This is a genomic window from Deinococcus sp. (genome assembly GCF_018260555.1).
Lineage (GTDB): Bacteria > Deinococcota > Deinococci > Deinococcales > Deinococcaceae > Deinococcus.
This window is the reverse complement of sequence record NZ_JAGLBB010000006.1, coordinates 1-23,131: the sequence shown is the minus strand read 5'-3', so window position 1 is coordinate 23,131 and position 23,131 is coordinate 1. Positions and strand designations below refer to the sequence as shown.

16 protein-coding genes are annotated in these 23,131 nt (G+C 69.5%); 12 read left to right on the top strand and 4 right to left on the bottom strand.

The features are described 5' to 3' along the window. The first annotated feature begins 73 nt into the window (after nt 1-73). The 3 genes from QZ271_RS02360 to QZ271_RS02350 all read left to right on the top strand — a co-directional run bounded on the left by QZ271_RS02360 (nt 74) and on the right by QZ271_RS02350 (nt 3,871). The gene (locus QZ271_RS02360) at nt 74-1,099 is read left to right on the top strand and encodes a MoxR family ATPase (RefSeq protein WP_291428613.1); all 1,026 of its coding nucleotides are present in this window, start codon (nt 74-76) and stop codon (nt 1,097-1,099) included. An 88-nt stretch (nt 1,100-1,187) separates the two neighbouring features. Then, a complete protein-coding gene (locus tag QZ271_RS02355; protein WP_291428611.1) occupies nt 1,188-2,327 on the top strand; it encodes a VWA-like domain-containing protein in 1,140 nt (379 codons plus the stop codon). Between the two features lie 149 nt (nt 2,328-2,476). Continuing rightward, nucleotides 2,477-3,871, top strand: a complete 1,395-nt coding sequence (locus QZ271_RS02350; protein ID WP_291428609.1) for a hypothetical protein — start codon at nt 2,477-2,479, stop codon at nt 3,869-3,871. Between the two features lie 111 nt (nt 3,872-3,982). Here QZ271_RS02350 and QZ271_RS02345 read toward each other — a convergent pair whose 3' ends face one another. Further along, complete coding sequence (locus QZ271_RS02345; protein ID WP_291428608.1) at nt 3,983-7,252, bottom strand: UvrD-helicase domain-containing protein; 3,270 nt, start codon at nt 7,250-7,252, stop codon at nt 3,983-3,985. Nucleotides 7,253-7,380: 128 nt separating this feature from the next. On the opposite strand from QZ271_RS02345, the gene QZ271_RS02340 reads away from it, so the two are divergent. From QZ271_RS02340 to QZ271_RS02315, 6 genes are all read left to right on the top strand, one after another. After that, nucleotides 7,381-8,325: a cation diffusion facilitator family transporter gene (locus tag QZ271_RS02340; RefSeq protein ID WP_291428607.1), complete on the top strand. Its 945-nt coding sequence runs from the start codon at nt 7,381-7,383 to the stop codon at nt 8,323-8,325. A gap of 131 nt (nt 8,326-8,456) precedes the next feature. Beyond that, on the top strand, nt 8,457-11,522 hold the full coding sequence (gene fdhF, locus QZ271_RS02335) for a formate dehydrogenase subunit alpha (RefSeq protein ID WP_291428605.1): 3,066 nt from the start codon (nt 8,457-8,459) through the stop codon (nt 11,520-11,522). Nucleotides 11,523-11,713: 191 nt separating this feature from the next. Further along, entirely contained in the window at nt 11,714-12,217 is a 504-nt protein-coding gene (locus tag QZ271_RS02330) for a DUF1641 domain-containing protein (protein WP_291428603.1), read from the top strand. 32 nt (nt 12,218-12,249) lie between these two features. Further along, nucleotides 12,250-13,062, top strand: a complete 813-nt coding sequence (locus QZ271_RS02325) for a formate dehydrogenase accessory sulfurtransferase FdhD (protein ID WP_291428601.1) — start codon at nt 12,250-12,252, stop codon at nt 13,060-13,062. A 205-nt stretch (nt 13,063-13,267) separates the two neighbouring features. Then, on the top strand, nt 13,268-14,668 hold the full coding sequence (locus tag QZ271_RS02320; protein ID WP_291428599.1) for an OFA family MFS transporter: 1,401 nt from the start codon (nt 13,268-13,270) through the stop codon (nt 14,666-14,668). Between the two features lie 52 nt (nt 14,669-14,720). Continuing rightward, a complete protein-coding gene (locus QZ271_RS02315; RefSeq protein WP_291428598.1) occupies nt 14,721-14,852 on the top strand; it encodes a hypothetical protein in 132 nt (43 codons plus the stop codon). A gap of 62 nt (nt 14,853-14,914) precedes the next feature. On the opposite strand, the gene QZ271_RS02310 is transcribed toward QZ271_RS02315, so the two are convergent. Together QZ271_RS02310 and QZ271_RS02305 are read right to left on the bottom strand one after the other, a co-directional pair. Then, nucleotides 14,915-17,503: an excinuclease ABC subunit UvrA gene (locus QZ271_RS02310; protein WP_291428596.1), complete on the bottom strand. Its 2,589-nt coding sequence runs from the start codon at nt 17,501-17,503 to the stop codon at nt 14,915-14,917. Between the two features lie 324 nt (nt 17,504-17,827). Beyond that, complete coding sequence (locus tag QZ271_RS02305) at nt 17,828-19,183, bottom strand: acyl-CoA dehydrogenase family protein (RefSeq protein ID WP_291428594.1); 1,356 nt, start codon at nt 19,181-19,183, stop codon at nt 17,828-17,830. A 130-nt stretch (nt 19,184-19,313) separates the two neighbouring features. On the opposite strand from QZ271_RS02305, the gene QZ271_RS02300 reads away from it, so the two are divergent. Beyond that, nucleotides 19,314-19,832 carry a hypothetical protein gene (locus QZ271_RS02300; RefSeq protein ID WP_291428593.1) on the top strand — a complete coding sequence of 173 codons (519 nt, stop codon included), beginning with the start codon at nt 19,314-19,316 and terminating at the stop codon, nt 19,830-19,832. A 193-nt stretch (nt 19,833-20,025) separates the two neighbouring features. On the opposite strand, the gene QZ271_RS02295 is transcribed toward QZ271_RS02300, so the two are convergent. Further along, nucleotides 20,026-20,787, bottom strand: a complete 762-nt coding sequence (locus tag QZ271_RS02295) for a WecB/TagA/CpsF family glycosyltransferase (RefSeq protein WP_291428592.1) — start codon at nt 20,785-20,787, stop codon at nt 20,026-20,028. Between the two features lie 107 nt (nt 20,788-20,894). Here QZ271_RS02295 and QZ271_RS02290 point away from each other — a divergent pair, with 107 nt between their 5' ends. Beyond that, a complete protein-coding gene (locus QZ271_RS02290; protein WP_291428590.1) occupies nt 20,895-21,569 on the top strand; it encodes a Crp/Fnr family transcriptional regulator in 675 nt (224 codons plus the stop codon). A 369-nt stretch (nt 21,570-21,938) separates the two neighbouring features. Further along, nucleotides 21,939-23,131 (top strand): bacillithiol biosynthesis cysteine-adding enzyme BshC (gene bshC, locus QZ271_RS02285; RefSeq protein ID WP_291428588.1); only part of this gene is annotated, 1,193 nt, incomplete at its 3' end.

Below are 23,131 nucleotides of genomic sequence, written 5' to 3'. Positions count from 1 at the left end.
CACCCCGAAGCGTCAAGGCCCTTCCGGTACCGCCCGCACCGTTCCGGGCGGCCCGGTGCGGTAGCGTGAACCCGTGAGCCTCACTGCGAACGAACTTCAGACGTACCTCAGCGCCCTCGTGAGCGGCGACCTGAAACTCTCGACCATGATCTGGGGCCCCCCCGGCGTCGGCAAAAGCAGCGTCGTGGCGCAGGTCGCGGCCCGGCACGGCCTGGACTTCGTGGACGTCCGACTCTCGCAGCTGGCCCCCACCGACCTGCGCGGCCTGCCCGTCCCGGAAGCCGACGGGCAGGGCGGCGGCGTGTCCCGCTGGTACCCGCCGGAATTCCTGCCGCGCGGCGGGCACGGCGTGCTGTTCCTCGACGAGGTGAACATGGCCCCCCCCACCATGCAGGGCATGGCGCAGCAGCTGATCCTCGACCGCCGGGTCGGCAGTTACGTGCTGCCCGACGGGTGGTTCGTGTGGGCCGCCGGGAACCGCAAGGAGGACCGCGCCAGCGTGTTCGACATGCCCGCCCCGCTCGCCAACCGCTTCTTGCACCTGACGGTCCGCCCGGACTTCGACTCGTGGCGCGCCTACGCCCTGGCGCGCGGCCTGCACGAGCACGTCATCGCGTTCCTGACCTTCCGGCCCGAACTGCTGTGGCGCCTGGACCCGCAGCAACCCGCGTGGCCCAGCCCGCGCGCCTGGGAGATGGCCGCCCGCCTGCACCGCGCCGGACTGGACGCCACGCCCGCCATCGGGGACGCCGCCGGAGCGGAATTCAGCGCCTTCGTGCGCCTGTACGAGCAGCTTCCGGACCTCGGGACCGTTCTGGAGGGACGCGGCGCTGGCCTGCGCCTGCCGGACGAACCCAGCGTCCGCTACGCCGCCGTGGTGGGCCTGGCCGCCCGCGCGCAGAGCGCCGACCAGGCCCACCACGCCTTCACGTGGCTGGCCGACCACGCCGGACCCGAGTGGCTGCAACTGTACGTGGCCACCCTGGTCAGTAAATTCCAGGCCATCGGGCAACTGGCCGACCTGGCCGACCTGATCAGCCGCGACGAACGCCTCGCCACGCTGGTGCAGGGGACGCTGGAGCTCACGGAGGGGATGTGATGGGGGCTGATGGTCGATGGTTGAAAGTGGATGGAAACGGCGGTTCTCTGTCAACCATCAACCTTCAACTTTCAACACCGGGAGCGCCATGACCCCGGTTCCCGTCACCCCGGAGTTCCAGCGTCTGATCTCGGGCTCGCGGTTGCGGCTGCGGGGTAAGTCGGCGTTCTTCGCGACGCTGCTGCTTCATGCGGAGTTCGTGCCCTCACGGGAGGTCGCGGCAGCCGGAACGGACGGGGAACGGGTGTACGTGAACCCGGAAGTTGCAGCTGGACTGGCACCAGATGTGCTGGACGGACTGCTGCTGCACGAGGTGCTGCACGCGGCGCTGTCGCACGTGCAGCGGCGCGGGCCGCGCGAGAAGAAACGCTGGAACCGTTCGGCGGACCTGATCGTGAACGGCATGGTCACGGCCGCCGGGCTGCCCACGCCGCCCAGTTCCGCCGGGGCCGCGCGGGACGAGCACCTGGAGAAACTGAGCGTCGAGGAGGTGTACACGGCGCTGGACGGCGAGCCCGACGGGGACGGCGAGGACGGCGACGACCTGCTCGACGGCCCGCCCGGCGACGCTCCACCCAGGAAGGCGGCACCCTCACCGAACGTGGCCCGGCAGTGGCAGCAGGCCCTGGCGCAGGCCCGCAGCGTGGACGCCATGAGCGGCGGGAAGGGCGACGACCCGCTGGGCATGCACCGCGAACTGATGCGGCTGGCGCCCGCACGGCTGGACTGGCGCGCGCAGCTGTGGCGGTTCCTGGCGCGCACGCCCGTCGATTTCGGCGGCTTCGACCGGCGTTTCGTGGGGCGAGGCCTGTACCTGGAAGCGCTGGACGACGAGTCCCTGAACGCCCTGATCGCCGTGGACACCTCCGGCAGCGTGGATGACGACGCGGTGCGCGCGCTGGTGGGCGAAGTGCAGGGCGTGCTGGGCGCGTACCCGCATGTGCGGGCCACGCTGTACTACGCAGACACTGAGGCGTACGGTCCGCACGACCTGTCACCCGGCGGCGAGATCCCGCCCCCGCAGGGGGGTGGCGGCACGGACTTCCGCCCGATCTTCGCGTTGCTGGACGCGCACGAACCCGACGTCCTGATCTACATGACCGACGGGTACGGCGACTTCCCTGAACAGGCGCCGCGCGTGCCCACGCTGTGGGTGGTGCCGCCCGGCGGCCTGGAAGACGAGGGATTCCCGTTCGGGGACGTCCTGCGACTGGAGGAACACGGGTGAACGCCACCAGCCTCCCGGGCGCCCCGAAGCGCAAACCGCACACGCCGCGCCGCTGACCGTGACCGGCACGCTCGGCCTGGGCCACCGGACCCACGGCCCACACACTGTGCCCACACCGTCCTGCTTGCCCGCGTGGCATGATCGGGCGCATGACGTTCTCCGACCTTGATCCGCGCACCCTGACGATCCTGGGGGTAGAGGGGGCGCTGGAGGCGGCCGCCAGTCCGCGCGCCACGGCTGACACGCTGTCCGGCCTGTCGGCACACCCGGATTCGCGGGTGCGGGCACTCGTGGCGCGGCACCCAAACACGCCCACCGAGATTCTTGGGGCCCTGGCGGCGGCCTACCCGGCGGACGTGCTGTCGAACCCCGGCCTGCCCCTGATGAGACTGGCGCGCCCGAACCTGCTGACTTCATTCCCGGCGGACAGCGTGATCGCACTCCTGAACGCGCCGGGATCGCCCGCCTGGGTGCTGGACGCGGCCCTACGGCACGAAGATTACGCGGTGCGCACGGCCCTGGCCGCCCGCCCGGACCTCAGCGAGGCGCGCGTGGCGGCGCTGGCCACAGACGCCGGATGGCAGATCCGCGAGGCCGTCGCGCGGCGTGACACCCTGCCGGAACCGCTGGTGCGGCAACTGGCGGCCGATGACGATTACGACGTGCGCAAGGCCGTCGCGGCCCGGCCTGACCTGCCGGGCGACGCGCTGCGCGAACTGGTCAGTGACTCGCACGGACTGGTGCGGGCGGGCGTGGCGCGCCGACTGGACCTGCCGCTGGACTGCGCACTGACGCTCGGCACGGACGGCGACCCGGAAGTCCTGGCCACCCTGGCCCGCCGCGTGGACCTGCCCCGCAGCGTGCGCGAGTGGCTGGCCACCAACGAGCACGCCGCCGTGCGCGCCGCCGCCCTGCAAGGCTGGACGGTCCCGGCCGCGTGGCTGGAACGCGCCGAACTGGACGCCGACCCGGACGTGCGCGCCGCCCTGGCCCGCCGCCCCGACACGCCCCCCACCACGCTGATCCGACTGGCCGCCGACGAGACCGAAACGGTGCGCCGCGCCGTGCTGGAACGCAACGACCTGCCCGACGAGGCCGTCCTGACGCTGGCCCGCGCGCCCGAGCAGGACATCCGCCTGCATGTCGCCAGCGCCGAGCACCTCGGTCCGGCCGTGCTGGACGCCCTGATCGGCGACCCGGACCCGAACGTGCGGACCGTGCTCGCGGTGCGGCCCGACCTGAGCGGCGACCTGCTGTCCCGGCTGGCCGCCGACCCGAACCCCGAGGTGCGCCGCGCCGTCGCCTACGCACCCTCCACCAACGCGGACATCCTGACCCGGCTGGCCGGCGACCCGAACGCCGGGGTGCGCCGCGCCGCCGCGCACCACCCGAACCTCCCGGACAGCACGCACGACACGCTGGCCGCCGACCCGGACGACGGCGTGCGCCTCGCACTCGCTGGACGCACCGACCTCTCCCCCACCCTGCACGAACGCCTGCGCGCCGACCCGGACGCCAGCGTGCGCGCCGAGGCGAGCGCATGACCAAGCCGGATTCCGCTTGATTCGCGACTGCAGCGAATCAAGCGGAATCGGTATCAGCCGGCAGACTCCGCCACATCGTCAACCGGCAACGGTACCACCCCGGCCCGACGTTCAGGCGGGTGAGAGGTTTGCGAATTTCACCAGGAGTTTTTTCGTTCCGGCGGTCGGGAAGTGCACCGTGACTTCCTGCCGGTCGCCGATGCCGGCTACGGCGAGGACCTGTCCCTCGCCGAATTTTGGGTGGCGGACGCGTTCGCCGCCCCGGTACGCCATGCCGGAGGTCAGGGGGCTGGTGTTCTTGACGGCGCTGGTGGGGACGGTGGGGCGGTAGGTTTTCCAGCTTTTGGCGCGGTACTCGACGACCTGCCCGTAGGGATCAACGGTGTCGAAGCCGCCTTCGATTTCCTCAAGGAAGCGGCTGTCCTCGGCGGCGTTGGTTTTGCCGTACTGCATGCGGTTCTCGGCGGCGGTCAGGAACAGGCGGTCCATGGCGCGGGTGATGCCGACGTAGAACAGGCGGCGTTCCTCCTCGATACCGCCCGCCTCGGCGATGGCGCCCTTGCTGGGCAGCAGGCCTTCCTCGACGCCCACGATGAACACGACCGGGAATTCCAGGCCCTTGGCGTTGTGCATGGTCATGAGGGTCACGGCGTCTTCCGGGGTGTCCCTGTTCTCCTGCTTGGTGCGCATGTCGTCCACGCTGGACAGCAGGGCGGCGTCGTCGAGGAAATCGCCGATGGTGCCCTCATGTTCCTGGGACCATTCCTCGGCGGCGTTCACGAGTTCGTCGAGGTTCTCGGCGCGGACCTGTCCTTCCGGGCCTTCCTGGCGGAGCAGGTCGAGGTACCCGCTGGTTTCGATCACGTAGCGCAGGAACGGGCCGGGTTCGTAGTTGTCGGCGGCTTCGCTCATGGCGTGCATCAGTGCGGCGAAATCCACGGCTTTCTGCGCGCCACGGTCAAGAATGCCGTCCGTGTCGGCGCGGGCGCAGGCTTCGAGCAGGCTGGTGCGGTGCGCGGCGGCCCACTCCAGGAGTTTCGTGAGGGCCGTGTCACCGATGCCACGCCGGGGCCGCCCGATGATGCGGCGCAGCGCCACGTCGTCACTGGGGTTAAGAGAAAGGCGGGCGTAGGCGAGGATGTCCCGGACTTCCCGGCGGTCATAGAAGCCCACGCCGCCCACGATCTTCGCAGGAATCTGCACGCGGCGCAGGCTCTCCTCGATCACGCGGGACTGCGCGTTCGTGCGGTACAGCACGGCCATGTCCGTCAGCGGGCGGCCCTCCTGGGTGTGCAGGCGCGTGATCCACTCGGATACGAAGTCCCCCTCGGCGCGGTGGTCGGTGGCGCGGTGGAACACGACGGGCGGCCCGTCTTCCTTGACGGCTTTCAGGGTCTTGTCGAGGCGTTCGGCGTTGTTCTCGATCAGGCGGTTGGCGATGCCGAGCACGCGGGCGCTGGAGCGGTAGTTGTGCTCCAGCATGTAGACCTTCGCGTCGGTGTAGTCCTTCTGGAAGTCGAGGATGTTCTGAATGTCCGCGCCACGGAACTTGTAGATGCTGTTGTGGACAAGCAGACCGCCCGCGAGGTAGGTGTGGGTGGGGGTGACGGTCAGGTCGTACACGGGGCCGTCGTAGTGTTCCTGCGTGACCTGCGTGACGGCTGTTTCCTGGAGGCCGTGTGGGGTGTCGGCCAGCAGGAGCATGCCAGGGTGCAGGTGTGACAGGGGCGTGAAGGCGTACATGGCGCCGCCGATCTGCGCTTTGCGTTGCAGCTCCAGGCCGCCGTCCTGCGCGATCTGGCGGGCCTCGGCCAGGGCCTGTGGGTAGTCCTTGCAGCTGAGTTCGAGGCGGTAGCCGCCGCGTCCGTTCGTGCGGACGGCGTGCCCGGCGTCCGTGAGTTTCGCGGCGATGTCGGCGCGGTTGCTGCTCCACTGGATGCGGTGGTAGCCGACGCTGCCGTGCCGGTGGTCCTGGAACATGATGAGGTTCAGGCTCTGGCGGCGCACGCCGTTCTGCGGGCGGTGGTGCGGGAAGTCCGGGTGCAGGTGCAGGTCCGTCATCAGGCGGCGGGCGGCGGCGGGCGTGTCGATCTCGCGGAACAGGCGTTGCAGGTGGTCGTCGCCCATGGCGAGGTTCCGGCCGACGCCGTGGAACAGCGCCGTGGGCAGGCCGTAGCGGGCGGCGTACAGCGCTTCCCAGTACGCGGCGTCGGCGCGGGTGTCGCAGACGCGCAGGACCCAGACCTTGTCTCCGTTCTCCTGGTTCAGGCGGACGCGGTAACCGTAGTCGGGCTGCCCCTCGCTGTTCTGCCGCGCGCCGACGGTCAGGCCCACGCGGTAGCCGCGGTCCTCGCGGTACATCAGGTACACGTACCACTGTCCCTGCATGGGCTGGTGCCGCGCGAGAACGATGTGGTGCGGCGTGCCGCGCAGCGTGTGTTCTGCCGTCTGCACGTTCCAGAGTGGCCCGCACGAGTGGCCGCGTTTGACGTGCGTGACCTGCGCGGGCAGGCGCGTGCAGGACGCGCCGACGCCGCACACGGTGTCGCCTTCCGCGATGGTCTCGATGGGGCGCGGTCCCTGCGGCGTGCCGATCAGGGTGCCGGGCGGCAGGCACTGGTCGGGGTCCCCGACGACCAGCAGGTTGCGGTCCCTGGAGGCGAGCAGGCGGGTCAGTTCGTACTGGGCTTTGTTGGTGTCCTGGTACTCGTCGACGTGAATGAACCGGGCGCGGTTCTGGACGGCGTTCAGGACGGCGGGGACCTCGCGGAACAGGCGGACGGTCTCGGTGATGAGGTCGCCGAAGTCGATGGCGTTCTGGGCTTTCTTGCGCGTTTCGTAGCGGCGGTAGGCTTCGGCGGCGGCTTCTTTGGGAATGCCGTTGAGGTAGGGTTCGTGGGCGCGGTCGAGGTCGGTTGGGGTCTGGAGGTTGCTCTTGGCGCGGTCGAGGATGCCGCGCAGAACGCGGGGGTTGGTGTCGGGGCCGATGCCGGGGAGGCTGCCCATGATGTCCTTGAGAACGTCGAGCTGGTCGTCGTCGTCATAGATGACGAAGCCGCGTTTCAATCCGATGTGCTCGCCGTAGGCGCGCAGGATGCGCACGCCGGCGCTGTGGAAGGTGCTCATCCAGAGGTTTTGGGCGCCGGGGACGAGGTGGCTGGCGCGTTCGCGCATTTCGGCGGCGGCCTTGTTGGTGAAGGTCACAGCGAGGATCTCGCCGGGCGCCACGCCGTAGTGGCCGATCAGGTGGGCGATGCGGTAGATGAGGGTGCGGGTTTTGCCGCTGCCGGCGCCGGCGATGACCAGGGCGGGGCCTTCGTGGTGGTCGGCGGCCTGTGCCTGGGTGGGGTTCAGTTGGGCGAGCAGGTCGGGCGGGTTCACCTGGGAATAGTATCAGGCGGCGTTCTGCCCTGGGCGTAATGGCCTGCCTTGGGGGGAGCGGGCGTGGCGGGCCGTGTTCCCGGGCAGGGCACGGTTTTCGGGTTGCCTAACCCTGCTACGCTCCACGGGTGACGGCTTCCTCGACCTCCCGGCAGACTTCCTCGCGTGCGTCCAGACTGGCGCTGGGCAGCATTCTCGTGGCGGTGGTGGTGCTGTCCCTGAAGTACGTGGCGTACCTCATGACCGGCAGCGTGGCGCTGTACTCGGACGCGCTGGAAAGCATCATCAACGTGGCGGCGGCGGTCGCGGCGCTGATCGCGCTGCGGGTCGCGGCCCGCCCGGCAGACGCCAACCACCCGTACGGGCACACGAAGGCCGAGTACTTCAGCGCGGTGGCCGAGGGCGTGCTGATCGTGCTGGCGGCGGCCGCCATCGTGCGCGAGGCGCTACCGGCGCTGCTGAATCCGGTCCCACTGCCGGGGCAGGCGGGGCTGGGTTTACCGGGGTTGGGCCTCCCGGGGTTGGGCGTGAACCTGGGGGCCGGCGTGCTGAACGCCGTATGGGCGTCGGTGCTGCTGCGCCAGGGGCGGGCGCTACGGTCGCCGGCGCTGCTGGCCGATGGGCGGCACGTGTTCAGTGACGTCATCACCAGCGCGGGCGTGCTGCTGGGCGTGCTGGCGGCGCGCCTGACGGGGCAGGCGTGGCTGGACCCGCTGCTGGCGATTCTGGTGGCGCTGAACATCCTGTGGAGCGGGTGGCGGTTGGTGCGAGAGAGTGTGGGCGGCCTGATGGACGCGGCGGTGGAACCGGATGTCGAGGCGAAGATCCGGCAGGCGATGAGTCTGCACGGACAGGGCGCGCTGGAGATGCATGACCTGCGCACCCGGCACGCGGGAAGCGTGACGTTCATCGAGTTCCACATGGTGGTGCCGGGTGACATGACGGTGCAGGAGGCGCACAGCATCTGCGACCGCCTGGAGGACGCCATCCGCGCCGAGACGCCGCAGTCGTCGATCAGCATTCACGTGGAACCGCAGGAGAAGGCCAAGCATCACGGCGTGCTGGTGCTGTAGCGCACGCGGCCGCCTTACCGTGCGGCGGGACAGTTGGGGATGGGATTCATGAAGTCCGGCTTCATCTGACCGTCTCTTCATGTTCGAGGGTCGTGCCTATACTCGCCCTTGAAAGCTTCAGGGAGGAAAGTATGGGCGAGATTGACGTGCCGAACGACGTGCACATCCGTTCCACGGTGGGGCCGACCCGGCCGCCGCGTGGCGAGCAGGTTCAGGTGACGGTGGACGGCGCGCCGCAACTGGCGTGGGTGGGCGAGCCGCTGGTGGACGTGATCAACCGCGCGCAGATCGAGCTGGCGCAGGTGTGTTACCACCCGCAACTGGGGCCTATTCAGACCTGCGATACCTGCGCGGTCGAGATCAACGGTGTGGTGGGCCGCGCCTGCGGCACGAAGGTGGCCGCCGGGATGATGGTGCGCACGCAGACGATCGCCGCCCGCGCCGCGCAGCGAGACGCCTATGACCGGCTGGTGGCAAACCACGACCTGTACTGCACGGTCTGTGACAACAACAACGGGAACTGCACCGTGCACAACACGCTGGGCGTGCTGGGCATCGAACATCAGACCCGGCCGTTCCAGCCGAAAGGGTACGCAAAGGACGAATCGAACCCCTTTTACCGCTACGATCCGGATCAGTGCATCCTATGCGGACGGTGCGTGGAAGCCTGCCAGAACGTGCAGGTGAACGAGACCCTGACCATCGGCTGGGAGATGGAGCAGCCGCGCGTGCTGTGGGACGGCGGCAAACCCATCGGGGAGAGCAGTTGCGTCAGCTGCGGGCACTGTGTCACGGTCTGCCCCTGCAACGCCCTGATCGAGAACTCCATGATCGGCGAGGCGGGCCTGTTCACGGGCATTCCGCTGCCCGTCTGGGACGCCGCCATCGACGTGGTCAAGGGCGTGGAGGTCAGCACGGGCCTCAGGCCGATCATGAACGTCAGTGAGATCGAGTCGGCCGCGCGTGACCGGTACATCAAGAAGACCAAGACGGTGTGCACGTACTGCGGGGTGGGCTGCTCCTTCGACGTTTGGACGGATGAGCGGCACATCCTGAAGGTCGAGCCTGGCCTGGGGCACGCCAACGGCATCAGCACCTGCGTGAAAGGCAAGTTCGGCTGGGATTACGTGAACAGCGAAGACCGCCTGAGCACCCCGCTGATCCGCGAGGGCGACCGGTTCCGCGAGGCGACCTGGGACGAGGCGCTGGACCTCGTGGCGCGCCGTTTTACGGAAATCCGCGCGGGGAACGGCCCGGACGCCCTGGCGTTCGTGGCGAGCAGCAAGGCCAGCAACGAGGAAGCGTTCATGGTGCAGAAGTTCGCGCGTCAGGTGATCGGGACGAACAACGTGGACAACTGCTCGCGCTACTGCCAGTCGCCTGCCAGCAAGGGGCTGTCCCTGACGACCGGGATCGGCGCGGACAGCGGCACCATCAAGGATATCGAGAACGCTTCCCTGGTGATCACGGTGGGCAGCAACGCCGCCGAGAGCCACCCGGTCCTGGCGACCCGCGTGAAGCGCGCGCAGAAGCTGGGCACCATGAAGGTCATCGTGTTCGACATCCGCGAACATGAACTCGCGACCCGCGCCGACCAGTTCATCCGCCCGAAACCCGGCACGGACTTCGTGTGGCTGGCCGCCATCAGCCGCTTCATCCTGGAGAATGGGCTGGAGGACAAGGCGTTCCTGGCGGAGCGTGTGAACGGCCTGGAGGAATTCCGGGAGTCCATCAGCACCTACACCCTGGAGTACGCCGAGCGCGAAACCGGCATTGACGCCGCGACGCTCGAGGCCCTGGCCCGCCAGATTGCCGCCGAGGAGCGCGTGGCGATCCTGTGGGCGATGGGGGTCACGCAGCAGTGCGGCGGCAGCGATACCAGCGCCGCCATCAGCAACCTGCTGCTGATCACCGGGAACCTCGGCAAGCTGGGCACCGGGGCCTTCCCGCTGCGCGGTCACAACAACGTGCAGGGTGCGAGCGACATGGGCGCCATGCCTGATCAGGTCAGCGGGTACCAGCCGGTCGGGGACGATCTGGTCGTGCAGCGCCACCAGCGCGAGTGGGGCGTCACGCTGCGCCCGGAACGCGGCCTGGACAACACCCAGATGATCGACGCAGCCATCGAGGGCAAGCTCAAGGCCATGTGGATCACGGGTGAGGAAATGAGCCTCACCGACTCGAACGCCAACCACCTGCAACAGGGTTTCGAGGCGCTGGAGTTCCTGGTGGTGCAGGACCTGTACTTCACGAACACCGCCCGCTACGCGGACGTGGTATTCCCGGCCGCCGCGTCGCTGGAGAAAGAAGGCACGTTCACGAACACCGAGCGCCGCATCCAGCGCCTGTACGAGGTCATGCCGCCCCTGAAAGGCACCAAACCCGACTGGCAGATCTACCAGGCGGTCGCGCAGCGCATGGGCGCCGACTGGCAGTACCGCCACCCGGGCGAGATCATGGACGAGATCGCGCGCCTCACGCCGTTCTTCGCGGGCGTCAGTTACGACCGCCTACAGGGGTACGACACGCTGTGCTGGCCGGTCGCCGAGGACGGCACGGACTCGCCGCTGCTGCACCGCGAGCGCTTCAACTTCCCGGACGGCAAGGCCCGGCTGTACCCGGCCACGTACAAGCCCCGCCAGGAAGCCCCTAACGACGAATTCGACCTGCACCTGAACAGCGGGCGCATGCTGGAGCACTTTCACGAGGGCAACATGACCTTCCGCGTGGAGGGCATTGCCGGGAAGGCGCCGGATTCGTTCGTGGAGGTCAGCCCGGAACTCGCCGCAGACCGGCAGCTTCAGAGCGGTCAGTGGGTGCGGCTGATCAGCGAGCACGGCGCCGTTCGCCTGCGCGCGCTCGTCACGGCCCGCGTGAGCGGCCACGAGGTGTTCGTGCCCATGAACGCCCGCAAAGCCGAGGACGCCGTGAACTTCCTGACCGGCAGTCGGGGCGACAGCATCACGAACACGCCCGCGTACAAGGACACCCGCGTACGCATGGAAGTCCTGCGCGACGTGGGTGAGAACCCACTGCCCGCCAAGAACCACCGCTGGGGCCACCCGACCCCGCAGACCGGCGTGGAAGTCGCGCGCAAGTGGTCCCGGCCGGACTACGTGTTCCCCGGTGGGCTACTACCCATGCACGGCGACAGCCTGAATGCCCGCGCCGACGCGCTGGGCGGCGCTGACGACTGATACGGATTCCGTTTGTTTCGCTAACAATCCGAAACTTCACCGGATTGTCGGCTCCACGTCCGGAATCTGTGTTGCTCCCACTCGCTTCGCTCGGATTGAACGGGCTTTGCAACCCATTCAATCGGAGTCCGTATGACATTCAGCGGAAGCGGAGCAGGCAACCGCCTCTCCGCTTCCGCGCAGGAGACACCATGGCGAAACCACTTGAATTCACGCCCCGCACCCCGACCGCGCAGGAGAAACTGCGTTCAGAGGTCCAGGATTCCACCGACGCGCTGTTAGAAGGCCTGTACCTGCTGCGCCAACTCCATGAGCACGGTGTGCTGGATGTGGCGGGCAAGACCGTGCGGGGCGGCGAGGGCCTGATCGCGTCGCTGCTGCACCTCACGGGCGGCCAGAGCGGCACGACCCTGCTGCGCAACGCTGCGGAACTGGGAAAGACCCTGGCGGCGCTGGACCCGCGTGAGGTCGGCCTGCTGGGCAGCGCCATCACGACCGGCGTGAACGAGGGCGCGCGGCACGTCACGTCCGGGAAGGGCGTGGGCCTGGGCGAACTGATGGGGCTGCTCGGGGACCGGGACGTGCAGGTGGCGCTGGGCGCCCTGTTCGCGGTTCTGAAGGGTGCGGGGCGGGCGCTGCGTGAGGCGAACGGCGACGTACCGAAGACCGCCAATCAGTCCGAGGTGGGCCGCTGAGCACCGCGCACGGCAGCGGCGGGGAGGCGAGCGTGAGCCTCCCCGTCACGCTGTTCCGGGACGGGGTGGGCACAGGACGCGTGGACGCCGTGGCGGTCGAGGAGCCGCTGGAACTGCGCCTGCACGCGCCCAGCGGCGCGGAACCGCAGAGCGCGGGGGCTGGCCTGCCGCTGGGTGTGCTGATGCGCACGCCCGGGCACGACCGCGAATTGCTGCTGGGTTGGCTGATCTCCGAGGGTCTGCTCCCCGCCGCGTTCACGCTGGACCCCGACGCGGAGAACCCGAACGTGTGGCATCTGCGCACGCCGGAGTACGCGCGCCTGGCAGCGGGCGCGCGCCTGGCCGTGTCGTCGAGTGCCTGCGGGGTGTGCGGGTCGGGCAGTATCGAGGGACTGGCGGCGCGCGCCCCGGGCCCGGTATGGACAGCGGGACCGCTGGACGCCACGTTCCTCGCGGGCCTGCCCGGCACGTTGCGCTCAGCTCAACCGGGCTTCGCGGCGACCGGGGGGCTGCACGGCGCGGCGCTGTTCACGTCGCAGGGCACGCTGCGCTGCGCGCGGGAGGACGTGGGGCGGCATAACGCCGTGGATAAGGTGGTCGGCTGGGCGCACGGTCAGCAGCCCGGGCCGCTGGGCGGTCAGGTGCTCGTCGTCAGCAGCCGCGCGGGCTTCGAGATTGCGCAGAAGGCCGTGACAGCCGGGATCGGCGTGGTGGTGGCGGTGGGCGCGGCGACCAGCTTGGCGGTCGATACGGCGGCCGTGTTTGGCGTGACCCTGTGCGGCTTTACCCGCGAGGGGCGCCTGACGGTATACGCCGGGGCCGACCGGGTCAGGGCCGGCCCGTGACCGGCCGGAAGGGTAAGCGGCGCCGCATGATACAGGCACTCTCTGTTCCGCTTCTACACATTTTGCTCGGATTAGAGGGACTTGACAGCCCCTTCAACCGCAGTCCGCATGATGAGCTGTTAGGTCTGAAACGATGAAGTACGTCCCTACCGCAGGGGGCTAGACTCCTTCATGTTTAACAACCTAAAGGGCGTCAGGAGGACGTATGGGATTTCTGGATCGTGAGCATTCTGTCGCCGGATCAAACTGGACACGCTGGCTGGTCCCGCCCGCCGCACTGGCCGTTCACCTGAGCATCGGGCAGATCTACGGGTACTCGGTGTTCAACAAGCCTCTTTCCCGCCTGCTCAGCGGCGACCTGAGCGCCGAGACGGGCGCGCCCGGCGACTGGTCCCTGTTCCAGGTGGGCCTGATCTTCAGCGTGGCCCTGTTCTTCCTGGGAGCCAGTAGCGCCATCTTCGGCAAGTGGGTGGAACGTGAGGGCCCCCGCAAGACCATGTTCGCCAGCGCCCTGCTGTTCTGCGGCGGATTCTTCGTTGCGGCGCTGGGCGTGAAACTGCACTCGCTGCCACTCGTGATCCTCGGGAACGGCGTTCTGGGCGGTATCGGCCTGGGGCTGGGGTACATCAGCCCGGTCAGTACGCTCATCAAGTGGTTCCCGGACCGGCCGGGACTGGCGACCGGAATGGCCATCATGGGCTTTGGCGGCGGCGCATTGATCGGCAGTCCGCTGGGCACGGCGCTCATGACCCGTTTTGCCGGGGACGGCACGCTGGGCGTCGGTACGACCTTCCTGATCATGGGCGCCCTGTACCTGCTGTTCATGCTGTTCGGCGCGTTCCTGATCCGTGTGCCTGCCGACGGCTGGAAACCCGCCGGGTGGATCCCGAAAGCGCAGGCTCCGGGCGGCATGATTTCCTCTCACAACGTGCTGGTCGATCAGGCCTTCCGCACGCCGCAATTCTGGCTGCTGTTCGCCGTGCTGTTCCTGAACGTCACGGCCGGTATCGGCGTGCTCGGGCAGGCCAGCGTGATGATTCAGGAGATGTTCAGCGACCGCGTCCTGGGTGCCGGGAACGGCGTGACGGCCGCCGCCGCCGCCGGGTTCGTGGGCCTGCTGAGCATCTTCAACATGGCCGGGCGGTTCATCTGGTCCTCGACCAGCGACCGCATCGGGCGCAAGCCCACGTACATGATCTTCTTCGCGCTGGGCGCCGTGCTGTACTTCCTGATTCCCCTGTTCGGCAACATGGGCAGCCTGGCGCTGTTCGTGGCGGGCTTCTGCGTGATCATGAGCATGTACGGAGGCGGCTTCGCCACCATTCCCGCGTACCTGCGCGACATGTTCGGCACTGCGAACGTCGGCGCGATCCACGGCCGCCTGCTGCTCGCCTGGAGTGCCGCCGCCATCGTGGGGCCCAGCCTCGTGAACGGCTTCCGCGACAGTCAGATCAGGGCCGGGATTCCCGCCGCGCAGGCGTACAGCACCACCATGTACATCATGGCCGCGCTGCTGGTCGTGGGGTTCGTGGCCAACCTGCTGGTCCGCCCCGTCGCCGAGAAATTCTGGGCGAAGAGCCCCGCGCCCGCCGCCCACCACGACTGACAGAGCCACGACTGACGCCCACCTCAGCAAGCATTCCAGCCAGGAGGCCCGCATGACCCCTTCCACCCCCGTCCCCACCCAACCCCTGTCTCCCGTGATCTATCTGGCGTGGCTGGTGCCCGGCATTCCCCTGGTCTGGGGCGTGTGGCAGACCCTGATCAAGGTGTCGCAACTGTTCCAGTAACCCGGGCCAGCACCCAGGCGGCAGCCCTTCCCTAAAGGTGGGGAGGGCTGTTCTGCGGCCCTTCAGGTCAGGACAGGCGGCGCGCGTCTGTCCAGTTCGCGCCGCAGGTATGGTGCGGTGCGGCTGCCGGGAGCGTGGGCGACCTGTTCGGGCGTGCCCTGCGCCACGATCTGGCCGCCGTCTTCGCCCGCCCCGGGGCCGAGGTCCACGACCCAGTCGCTCGCGGCGATCACGTCCAGGTCGTGCTCGACGACCATGACGCTATGCCCGGCGTCCACGAGTCGGCGCAGCTGCGCGTGCAGGCGTTCCACGTCGCTGGGGTGCAGGCCGGTGGTAGGTTCGTCCAGCAGGTAGACGGTGTGCCCGCGCACGGATTTGTGGAGTTCGGCGGCCAGTTTCACGCGCTGCGCCTCGCCGCCCGAGAGTTCCGTGGCAGGCTGCCCGAGGCGCAGGTAGCCCAGGCCCACTTCCTGCAGGGTGCTCAGGGCGCGGTGGATGGGCGCCTCATGGGCGAACACCGGTGCGGCAGCGTCCACGGTGAGGTTCAGAACCTGCGCGATGTTCACGCCCTGCCAGGTGACCTCCAGCGTGTCGGCGTTGAAACGGGTGCCGTGGCAGACGGGGCAGGGAGCGTACACGGACGGCAGGAACAGCAGTTCCACGGTCACGAAGCCCTCGCCCTGGCAGTGTTCGCAGCGGCCGCCCCGGACATTGAACGAGAATCGCCCCGCGCCGTAGCGGCGCTCCCGGGCCAGGGGGGTGGCGGCGAACAGGCGGCGTACGTGGTCGAACAGGCCCGTGTACGTGGCGAGGTTGCTGCGTGGCGTGCGCCCGATGGGAGCCTGAGTGACCTGCACCAGCCGCCGCACGCGCCCCAGGTCGCCGCCCAGGGTGCCCTGCGTGGGGGCGGGGGCGTCGTCTATGGTCAGCAGATCGGCCGGGTCCGCGCCCGCTCCTGCCGGGGCGGTCTCGCGGCCCAGGTGGGCGCCCAGCAGGTCCGCGAGGGCCTGGGTGAGCAGACTGGACTTCCCGGACCCGCTCACGCCCGTCACGGCCGTCAGGACGCCCAGCGGCAGGCGGACATCCACGCCGCGCAGGTTGTTGCGGGTCACGCCGCGCAGGTCCAGCCAGCCCCGCGGGTCGCGGCGCACCCGGGGCAGCGGAGCGGGCGGCCCGAACAGGTGCCGGGCGGTCAGGGAGTCCGGCACGTCGCGCAGGCCCGCCGGGGGGCCGCTGTACAGCACCCGCCCGCCGTGCTGTCCGGCGTGCGGGCCGACATCCACAATCCAGTCCGCGTGGCGGATCACGCCGGGTTCGTGATCGACCACGAACAGCGAGTTCCCACCGGCCTTCAGGCGGTCCAGGGCAGTCAGCAGCGCCTCGGTGTCGGCGGGGTGAAGCCCGGCAGAGGGTTCGTCCAGTACGTACACGACCCCGAACAGGCTCGAGTACAGCTGCGTGGCGAGGCGCAGGCGTTGCAGTTCGCCGGGCGACAGGGTCGGCGTGCCGCGCTCCAGGGTCAGGTAGCCCAGGCCCAGGCGTTCCAGCACGTCCACGCGGGCGCACAGGTCGGCGGCCAGCCGGGTCAGGGCCAGCGCCTCCTCGGGCGGGCGGGGCGCGCCGTCCGGACGGGCGGTCTGACCGGCGGCGGCGGGAGCGAGCAGTTCGGCGGCGCGGCGCAGCGGCAGGCGCGAGAAGTCCATGATGTCCAGCCCGGCGAACGTGACGCCCAGGGCCGCGCGGGTCAGGCGCTTGCCGTGGCAGACCGGGCACTGGCGGATCACCATGAACGACGCCGCCCGGCGTTTCATGCTCTCGCTGCCGCTGTTCGCGAAGGTGTGCAGCACGTGCCGCCGCGCGGACGTGAAGGTACCCAGGTACGACGGTTCGGCGCGGCGTTTCACGGCCCGGCGCGTCTCCTCGGGCGTCAGGCCCGGATACACCGGCACCTGCGGCTGCTCATCCGTGAACAGGATCCAGTCGCGGGCCTCGCGCGGCAGGTCCTGCCAGGGGGTGTCCACGTCGTAACCCAGCGAGACCAGGATATCGCGCTGGTTCTGCCCGGCCCACGCGGTCGGCCACGCCGCCACGGCCCGCTCACGGATGGTCAGGGACGGGTCCGGGACCATGCTCTCCTCGGTCACGGCGAACACGCGGCCCAGCCCATGACATTCCGGGCAGGCACCCTCGGGCGTGTTCGGCGAGAACCCTTCTGCGTAAATGATGCCCTGACCGGGCGGGTAATCCCCGGCGCGGGAGTACAGCAGGCGCAGCACGTTGTTCAGGGTGGTCAGGCTGCCCACGCTGCTGCGCGCCGACGTGACGCCCCTTCCCTGCTGCAACGCCACGGCGGGTGGCAGGCCGTCGATGCGGTCCACGTCCGGCGTGCCGAGCTGATTGAACAGGCGCCGCGCGTACGGCGACACGGAATCCAGGTAGCGGCGCTGCGCCTCGGCGTACAGCGTCCCGAACGCCAGCGAGGACTTCCCGGAGCCCGACACGCCCGTGAACACCACGAGCGCGTCGCGCGGGAGGTCCACGTCCACGTTCTTCAGGTTGTGTTCCCGCGCGCCGCGCACCTGCACTAACCCGTCACGGGGCCGGTCGTCGGGAGGGGAGCTGTCACGGGAGGAGGGTGGACCGTCGTTCATCCCGGCATGATTGCCCCGTTGCCTGCCGGGCGGGTGCGCGGCCCCTTCAGCCGTTGCCCATGCTCGGTGGAACGCGAAGAAGATGAGCTGCCCTATCGGGCTCGGGCACTGTCAGGCTCGGGCACTGTCAGGCTCGGGCGCTGTCAGCCTGGGGCTGCAGGCATTCAGGAGCCCCTGGGCACGTCGCGTGTTGACCATCCGGAATCCTCGCCCAGACCATCACGCCCCCCAAAACGGACGCGGATGAAACGGTCTGCGAGAACTGTTTCATCCGAGCGGACGCGAGTGGGACCGGGGAGGAGTCCGGCCAACCGGAGCCTGTCGTTACACGAAGGCGCTGAGGCCCGTGATGGCCCGGCCGACGACCAGGGTGTTGATCTCGTTGGTGCCCTCGTAGGAGTAGATGGCCTCGGTGTCCGCGAAGTGCTTGGCGACGCCGTACTCCAGCAGGATGCCGTTTCCGCCGAAGGTCTCGCGGGCCAGGGCGACCGTCTCGCGGCAGCGGGCGGCGGTGACCACCTTGGCGAGCGCGGCGTGCTCGTCGTGCATGTGACCGGCGTCGGCCATGTGGCTCAGGCGCAGGCACAGGCTGAACAGGCTGGTCACGTTGCCCAGCATGTGCACGAGGTGGTTCTGGATAAGCTGGAATTCCCCGATGCGTTTGCCGAACTGTTCCCGGCTCTGGGCGTACGCAAGCGCCAGTTCGTAGGCGCCCATGGCGCACCCGACGCCCTGCCACGCCACACCGGCGCGGGTGAGTTTCAGGATCTCGGCGGTGGTGCGCCAGCCCTGCACGTTCTGCAGGCGGTCGGTGTCCGGCACGCGGCAGTCGTCCAGGGTGATCAGGCCGTTCTCGACGATGCGCAGCGCGGTCTTGCCCTCGATCTTCTCGACGCTGTACCCGGGTGTGCCGGCGCGGACGATGAAGCCGCGCACCTCCTGGGTGTCCACGTCGCGCGCCCAGACGACCGTAAAGTCGCTGAAGGGGCTGTTCCCGATCCATTTTTTCTGGCCGCGCAGGGTCCAGCTGTCACCGTCGCGTTTGCAGGTGGTGCGCATGCCCTGACTGACCTGCGAGCCGCCCTCGGGTTCGGTCAGGCCGAACGCACCGATCACGTCCATATCCAGCATCCTGGGCAGCCACTCGGCCTTCTGCGCGTCGTTGCCGCCCAGCGCGATAGACGCGAAGGCCAGACCGGCGTGCACGCCGAAGAACACGGCGGTACTCACATCGACCTTGCAGGCCTCCATGGTGAACAGGCCTTCCATGACGGTCGCGTCCGGGGTGCGGCTGCCGTCCTCGTTCCAGATGCGGCGCAGGAAATCGTGTTTTTTCAGTTCCGGGATCAGGTGGCGGGGGAACTCGTCGCGGTTCCAGTACTCGTTCATGATGGGCGCCACGTGTGCGTGCATGAACCCCCTGACCTCGGCAGCAAAGTCACGCTGCTCGGCGCTCAGGGTGTCCATCTGCCCGAAGAAGTCCGCGTTCGGGGTGGGCAGCTTGGGCTCCCCGGCAGGCGGGCCGCTCAGCATGCTGGTCAGGCCCTTGAGCTGCGAGTCGCTCATGCCGGCGGCGGCCTTCACGAGGGCACCCAGGTCGAGCCGTTGGTTCAGGCGCGCGAGGGCTTCGAGGTCCAGCCCGGCCAGCAGCGCCTGGGCGTCCAGATTCGGAGTGTTCATGCCCTGTGTTGTACCGCGTACAACACTACCCAGATTGCGTGCACTGTCGCGCTTGACGCCCCCGGCCTGTTCATACGGCCTTCACGGTCGGGCCGCCGACCCGCCCCGGCCCAGGCGCTAGCATCCGCCCATGAGCGCCCCCTCCACGCCGCGCCCCACCCGTCCCCTGCCGGACCGTCCGGCCGGATACGCGGAGCTGGCCCGTTACTCCAGTCTGGGTCGTCTCTGGTCCATGCTGGGCGGCGCCTCGCGGGCTGGGCGGCAGGTGACCCTGGTGCGCGGCGACGCGCCGGAAGTCTGCCGCCGCCGCGTGAGCGGTTACACCCTGCCGAACGCCGGCATCTTTGTAGATGAGGTGCGCGCCGCGCGCGACCTGGAGGACGGTTTCGCGCCGCACCCGGCGCTGCTGGCCCTGCTGAGCGGCGATCCTGTCCCACTGCGGACGGAACTGAACGCACACTTCGAACTGCGGGTGGATTTCGTGCTGGCCTTCACCGCCCGCCGGGAACTGATCGCCCGGCCGGAACTGCGCTTCACGCCGCTGGTCGCGGGCCTGAGCGGCTTACCCGACGACCTGACCCTGGACGCCCGCCGCCTGGGCCGCGATGAACTGCACCTGCTGGTGCAGCGCGCCTGCGGCCTCGCCTGATGCGGATTCCGATTGATTCGCTGCAGTTCTGAATCAATCCGAGCGGACGCGATTAGGAAGGGCGCATGGATTGCGCGGTATGGAGCCGCAGGCGGCGCTTTTACGACTGTGGCGCAGTGGAGCGGCAGTCCGTATGAGAGAAGGAGCAAAAGGAACCATCACTCTGTGACGCCTGATCAGTGACGGGGTGGGGTCAGCCGGGGCGGGTACCCGCACGGCGCTTTTCGGCGCGGACCATCCGCACGAACTGAGCGAGGCGCGGCGCGCGGTTCCAGCGTTTCCGGTCCCCGGCGACCCGCCAGATCCACTCGACGCCCAGGCGGCGCGTCCAGTCGGGCGCGAGATCGGCGGTGCCCGCCAGCACGTCGATCACGCCGCCGCAGCCGATCATGACGGGCACGTTCATCACCTGCCGCCAGTACTGGTTGAAGGTTTCCTGCCGCCCGGCTCCCATGGCGGTCAGGAGCAGGTCGGCGCCGCTGTCACGGACGAGTTCAACCACGCGCTGATCGTCGGACTGGTCGAAGTACCCGTGATGAATGCCGGCCACCTGAATGCCGTATTCGCGCGCGGCGTTCTGCGCGGCGACCTCGGCCACACCGGGCCGGGCGCCCAGGAAGAACACGCGCAGGTCCGCGCCGTGGCGTTTCATGAGGCCCTGCACGATGTCGAAGCCCGGCGCGCGCGGAACCTCCTGCGCGCACAGTTGCCGCGCGGCCCACACGATGCCCACGCCGTCGGCAGTGACGAGGTCCGCGGCCTGCATGGCACTCACGAAGTCCGGCTGGGTACGTGACTGCACGACAAATTCCGGGTTCAGGGTCACGACGGTGTGTGGGGCGCGGGGGGAGCGGTAGATCCAGTCGCCCAGACGGTCGAGCGTGGCGCCGAGCGTGATGTTGTCCAGCGGCAGGTCGAACAGGGTCAGGCGCTGGGTGTGGTCGGGGTGGGTCATGCTGTCGCGGATTGTAGAGCAGTTGAGCGTGCGCAGGCCGGGTTGTGCGCGGGCCGGGTCATGTACGGGTCGTGCGCGGGAGGGGCCGGTAAGGCATACTGCTACCCATGTTGCCCGGTGCTTTCGGTGCTTTACCTGCGGACGCTCAGGCGCAGGTGGTCGCGGCGGGACGGGTGGGACGCTGGACCCGCGCCGAACTGCTGTACCACCCGGAGGATCACGCGGAGACGCTGTACGTCATGATGCGGGGGTCCGTGCGGCTGTACCGGCTGGGGTCCGGAGCACGTGAGGTCACGCTGGACGTGCACGGCCCCGGCTCGCTGCTGGGCGTGATGTCCCTGATTCCCGGTGAACGCTGCGGCATGTACGCCGAGGCGATGGACGACACGGAGGCCCTGATGCTGGGCCAGGACACCCTGCACCGCGTCACGCAGGCGCACCCGGCGGTGGGCGTCGCCCTGACCGAGCAGATTACCCGGCAGACGCGCGGCGTGCAGGAGCGGCTCTCGGGTCTGGTGTTCCTGGAGGTGTCGCAGCGGCTGGCGCTGGCGCTGCTGACCCTCGCCGAACGCGAGGGCCCCTGGCCGGAGGGCGGGTCGCACGCGCTGCGCGACCGGGTGTCGCATCAGGACCTCGCGCACGTGGTGGGCAGCACCCGCGAGACGATCACGAAACTGCTGGGGGACTTCCGCTCGCGCGGCCTGCTGGACCTCGGGTACCGCCGGATCATCCTGACCGACCGCGACGGCCTGCAACGCGCGACGCGCGATCCGCTGCGCTGAGTGTGCACCCCGGACCGCCCGTCGGCCTATCTTCTCGTCGGCCCGTCTTCTCGTAGGCCGGACTTCTGCGCTCCAGTTCCGGGCTTGACGGCTGGGCTTGACTTCACAGTGTGCTGTAACAGTCGGTGTAGTGTGATACGGACTCCGGTGGAGTGGGTTCCCGTTCCATCCGAGTGGCGTCGGGCAAGGAGTACGCCGGACGGCCTCAACCCCGCGCGGTCGGGGGGGGATGAGGAAAACAGGCGGCTGTCCGCCTGAGTCGCGTGGCGGCCCACACCGGGTCGCCTGAGGGAACGGACATCACGCCCTGGCGGACGCCGGGGACGGCCCGCGCCGCCAGCGAGCGGCGCGAGGGCGGAAGGAAGAACAATGGCGCGGAACGCAGGAGCGGAATTCAGGAAGGGTGGCATGCAGGAGTACTTCCGCCTGCCGGTAGGAGCGCTGGAGCAGGCGCGCGCCGAGACTCGCGGTGACGTGAACCGCGCCGCGCTCTCAGAGGCGCTGCGCGCGTACCACCGCGACCTGGGCACGCTCGACGCACACGCCAGGGCGGCGCTGGAACGCCTGGAACACCCGGCGTCCCGCGTGGTCGTGACCGGGCAGCAGGCGGGCGCCCTGACCGGCCCGGCGTACTCGGTGCACAAGGCCGCCGACGCGGCGCTGCTGGCCCGCCAGGAGGACCGCGAGGACGCCCCGGTGGTGGCCGTGTACTGGGTTGCCAGTCAGGATCACGACGCGGCCGAGGTGGCGGGCACCACCCTGCTGGACCTCGGGGAGCGCCTGCACCGCCTGACCCTGGACGTGCCGCAGGGCGTGCCTGTCGGGCGTGTGCCTTGGCGCGCGGAATGGACGGCGCAGGTTCACGCGCTGCTGGACGCCTTCGAGGCGCCCGCCGAGCACGTGGCAGCCGTCCGCGCCCGCTTCGACCGGGCTGTGAGCGGGCCGGGAGGCGCGCCCGGCCGGTACGCCGACGTGTTCGCCCGCCTGATTCACGGCCTGCTGGCTCCCGCCGGACTGCTCGTCCTGGACCCGCTGCACCCCGCGCTGGCCGCGCTCATGGCGCCGACGCTGGCACGCGAACTGGAGCGGCCCCTGGCGTCCAGTGAGGCCATCGAGGCGGCCGCCGCGCGCCTGGAAGCCGACGGGTTCACGCCGCAACTGCGCCGACCGGCCGGAGCGACCAACCTGTTCATCGAGGAGGACGACGGGCTCAGGCGCCTGCTGCGCTTTGACGGCCGCGCCTTCAGTACGGACCGCGCTGCGTACTCTCACGCGGACCTTCTGGCGGTCCTGGCGGGCGACCCCAGCCGGATCACACCCGCCGCTGGCCTGCGCCCGGCCGTGCAGGACGCGCTGCTGCCCACCCTGGCCTTCGTGGTCGGCCCGGGCGAGATCGCGTACGGCGCGCAGCTGCGGGACGTGTACCCGCTGCACGGGCTGGGGCAGCCGCTCCTGTGGCCGCGCCTGAGCGTCACGTGGACCGAACCGAACGTGCGCCGCCTCCTGACGCGCCTGAACGCCACGGCCGCGCAGGTGCAGGCCGACCCGGCCGGCGTGCTGGG

Excerpts from the sequence above, each read along its gene's own strand:
- QZ271_RS02355 (WP_291428611.1), top strand. The coding sequence starts at position 1,188 with ATGACCCCGGTTCCCGTCACCCCGGAGTTCCAGCGTCTGATCTCGGGC.
- QZ271_RS02350 (WP_291428609.1), top strand. The coding sequence starts at position 2,477 with ATGACGTTCTCCGACCTTGATCCGCGCACCCTGACGATCCTGGGGGTA.
- fdhF (WP_291428605.1), top strand. The coding sequence starts at position 8,457 with ATGGGCGAGATTGACGTGCCGAACGACGTGCACATCCGTTCCACGGTG.
- QZ271_RS02330 (WP_291428603.1), top strand. The coding sequence starts at position 11,714 with ATGGCGAAACCACTTGAATTCACGCCCCGCACCCCGACCGCGCAGGAG.
- QZ271_RS02320 (WP_291428599.1), top strand. The coding sequence starts at position 13,268 with ATGGGATTTCTGGATCGTGAGCATTCTGTCGCCGGATCAAACTGGACA.
- QZ271_RS02315 (WP_291428598.1), top strand. The coding sequence starts at position 14,721 with ATGACCCCTTCCACCCCCGTCCCCACCCAACCCCTGTCTCCCGTGATC.
- QZ271_RS02310 (WP_291428596.1), bottom strand. The coding sequence starts at position 17,503 with ATGAACGACGGTCCACCCTCCTCCCGTGACAGCTCCCCTCCCGACGAC.
- QZ271_RS02305 (WP_291428594.1), bottom strand. The coding sequence starts at position 19,183 with ATGAACACTCCGAATCTGGACGCCCAGGCGCTGCTGGCCGGGCTGGAC.
- QZ271_RS02300 (WP_291428593.1), top strand. The coding sequence starts at position 19,314 with ATGAGCGCCCCCTCCACGCCGCGCCCCACCCGTCCCCTGCCGGACCGT.
- QZ271_RS02295 (WP_291428592.1), bottom strand. The coding sequence starts at position 20,787 with ATGACCCACCCCGACCACACCCAGCGCCTGACCCTGTTCGACCTGCCG.
- QZ271_RS02290 (WP_291428590.1), top strand. The coding sequence starts at position 20,895 with ATGTTGCCCGGTGCTTTCGGTGCTTTACCTGCGGACGCTCAGGCGCAG.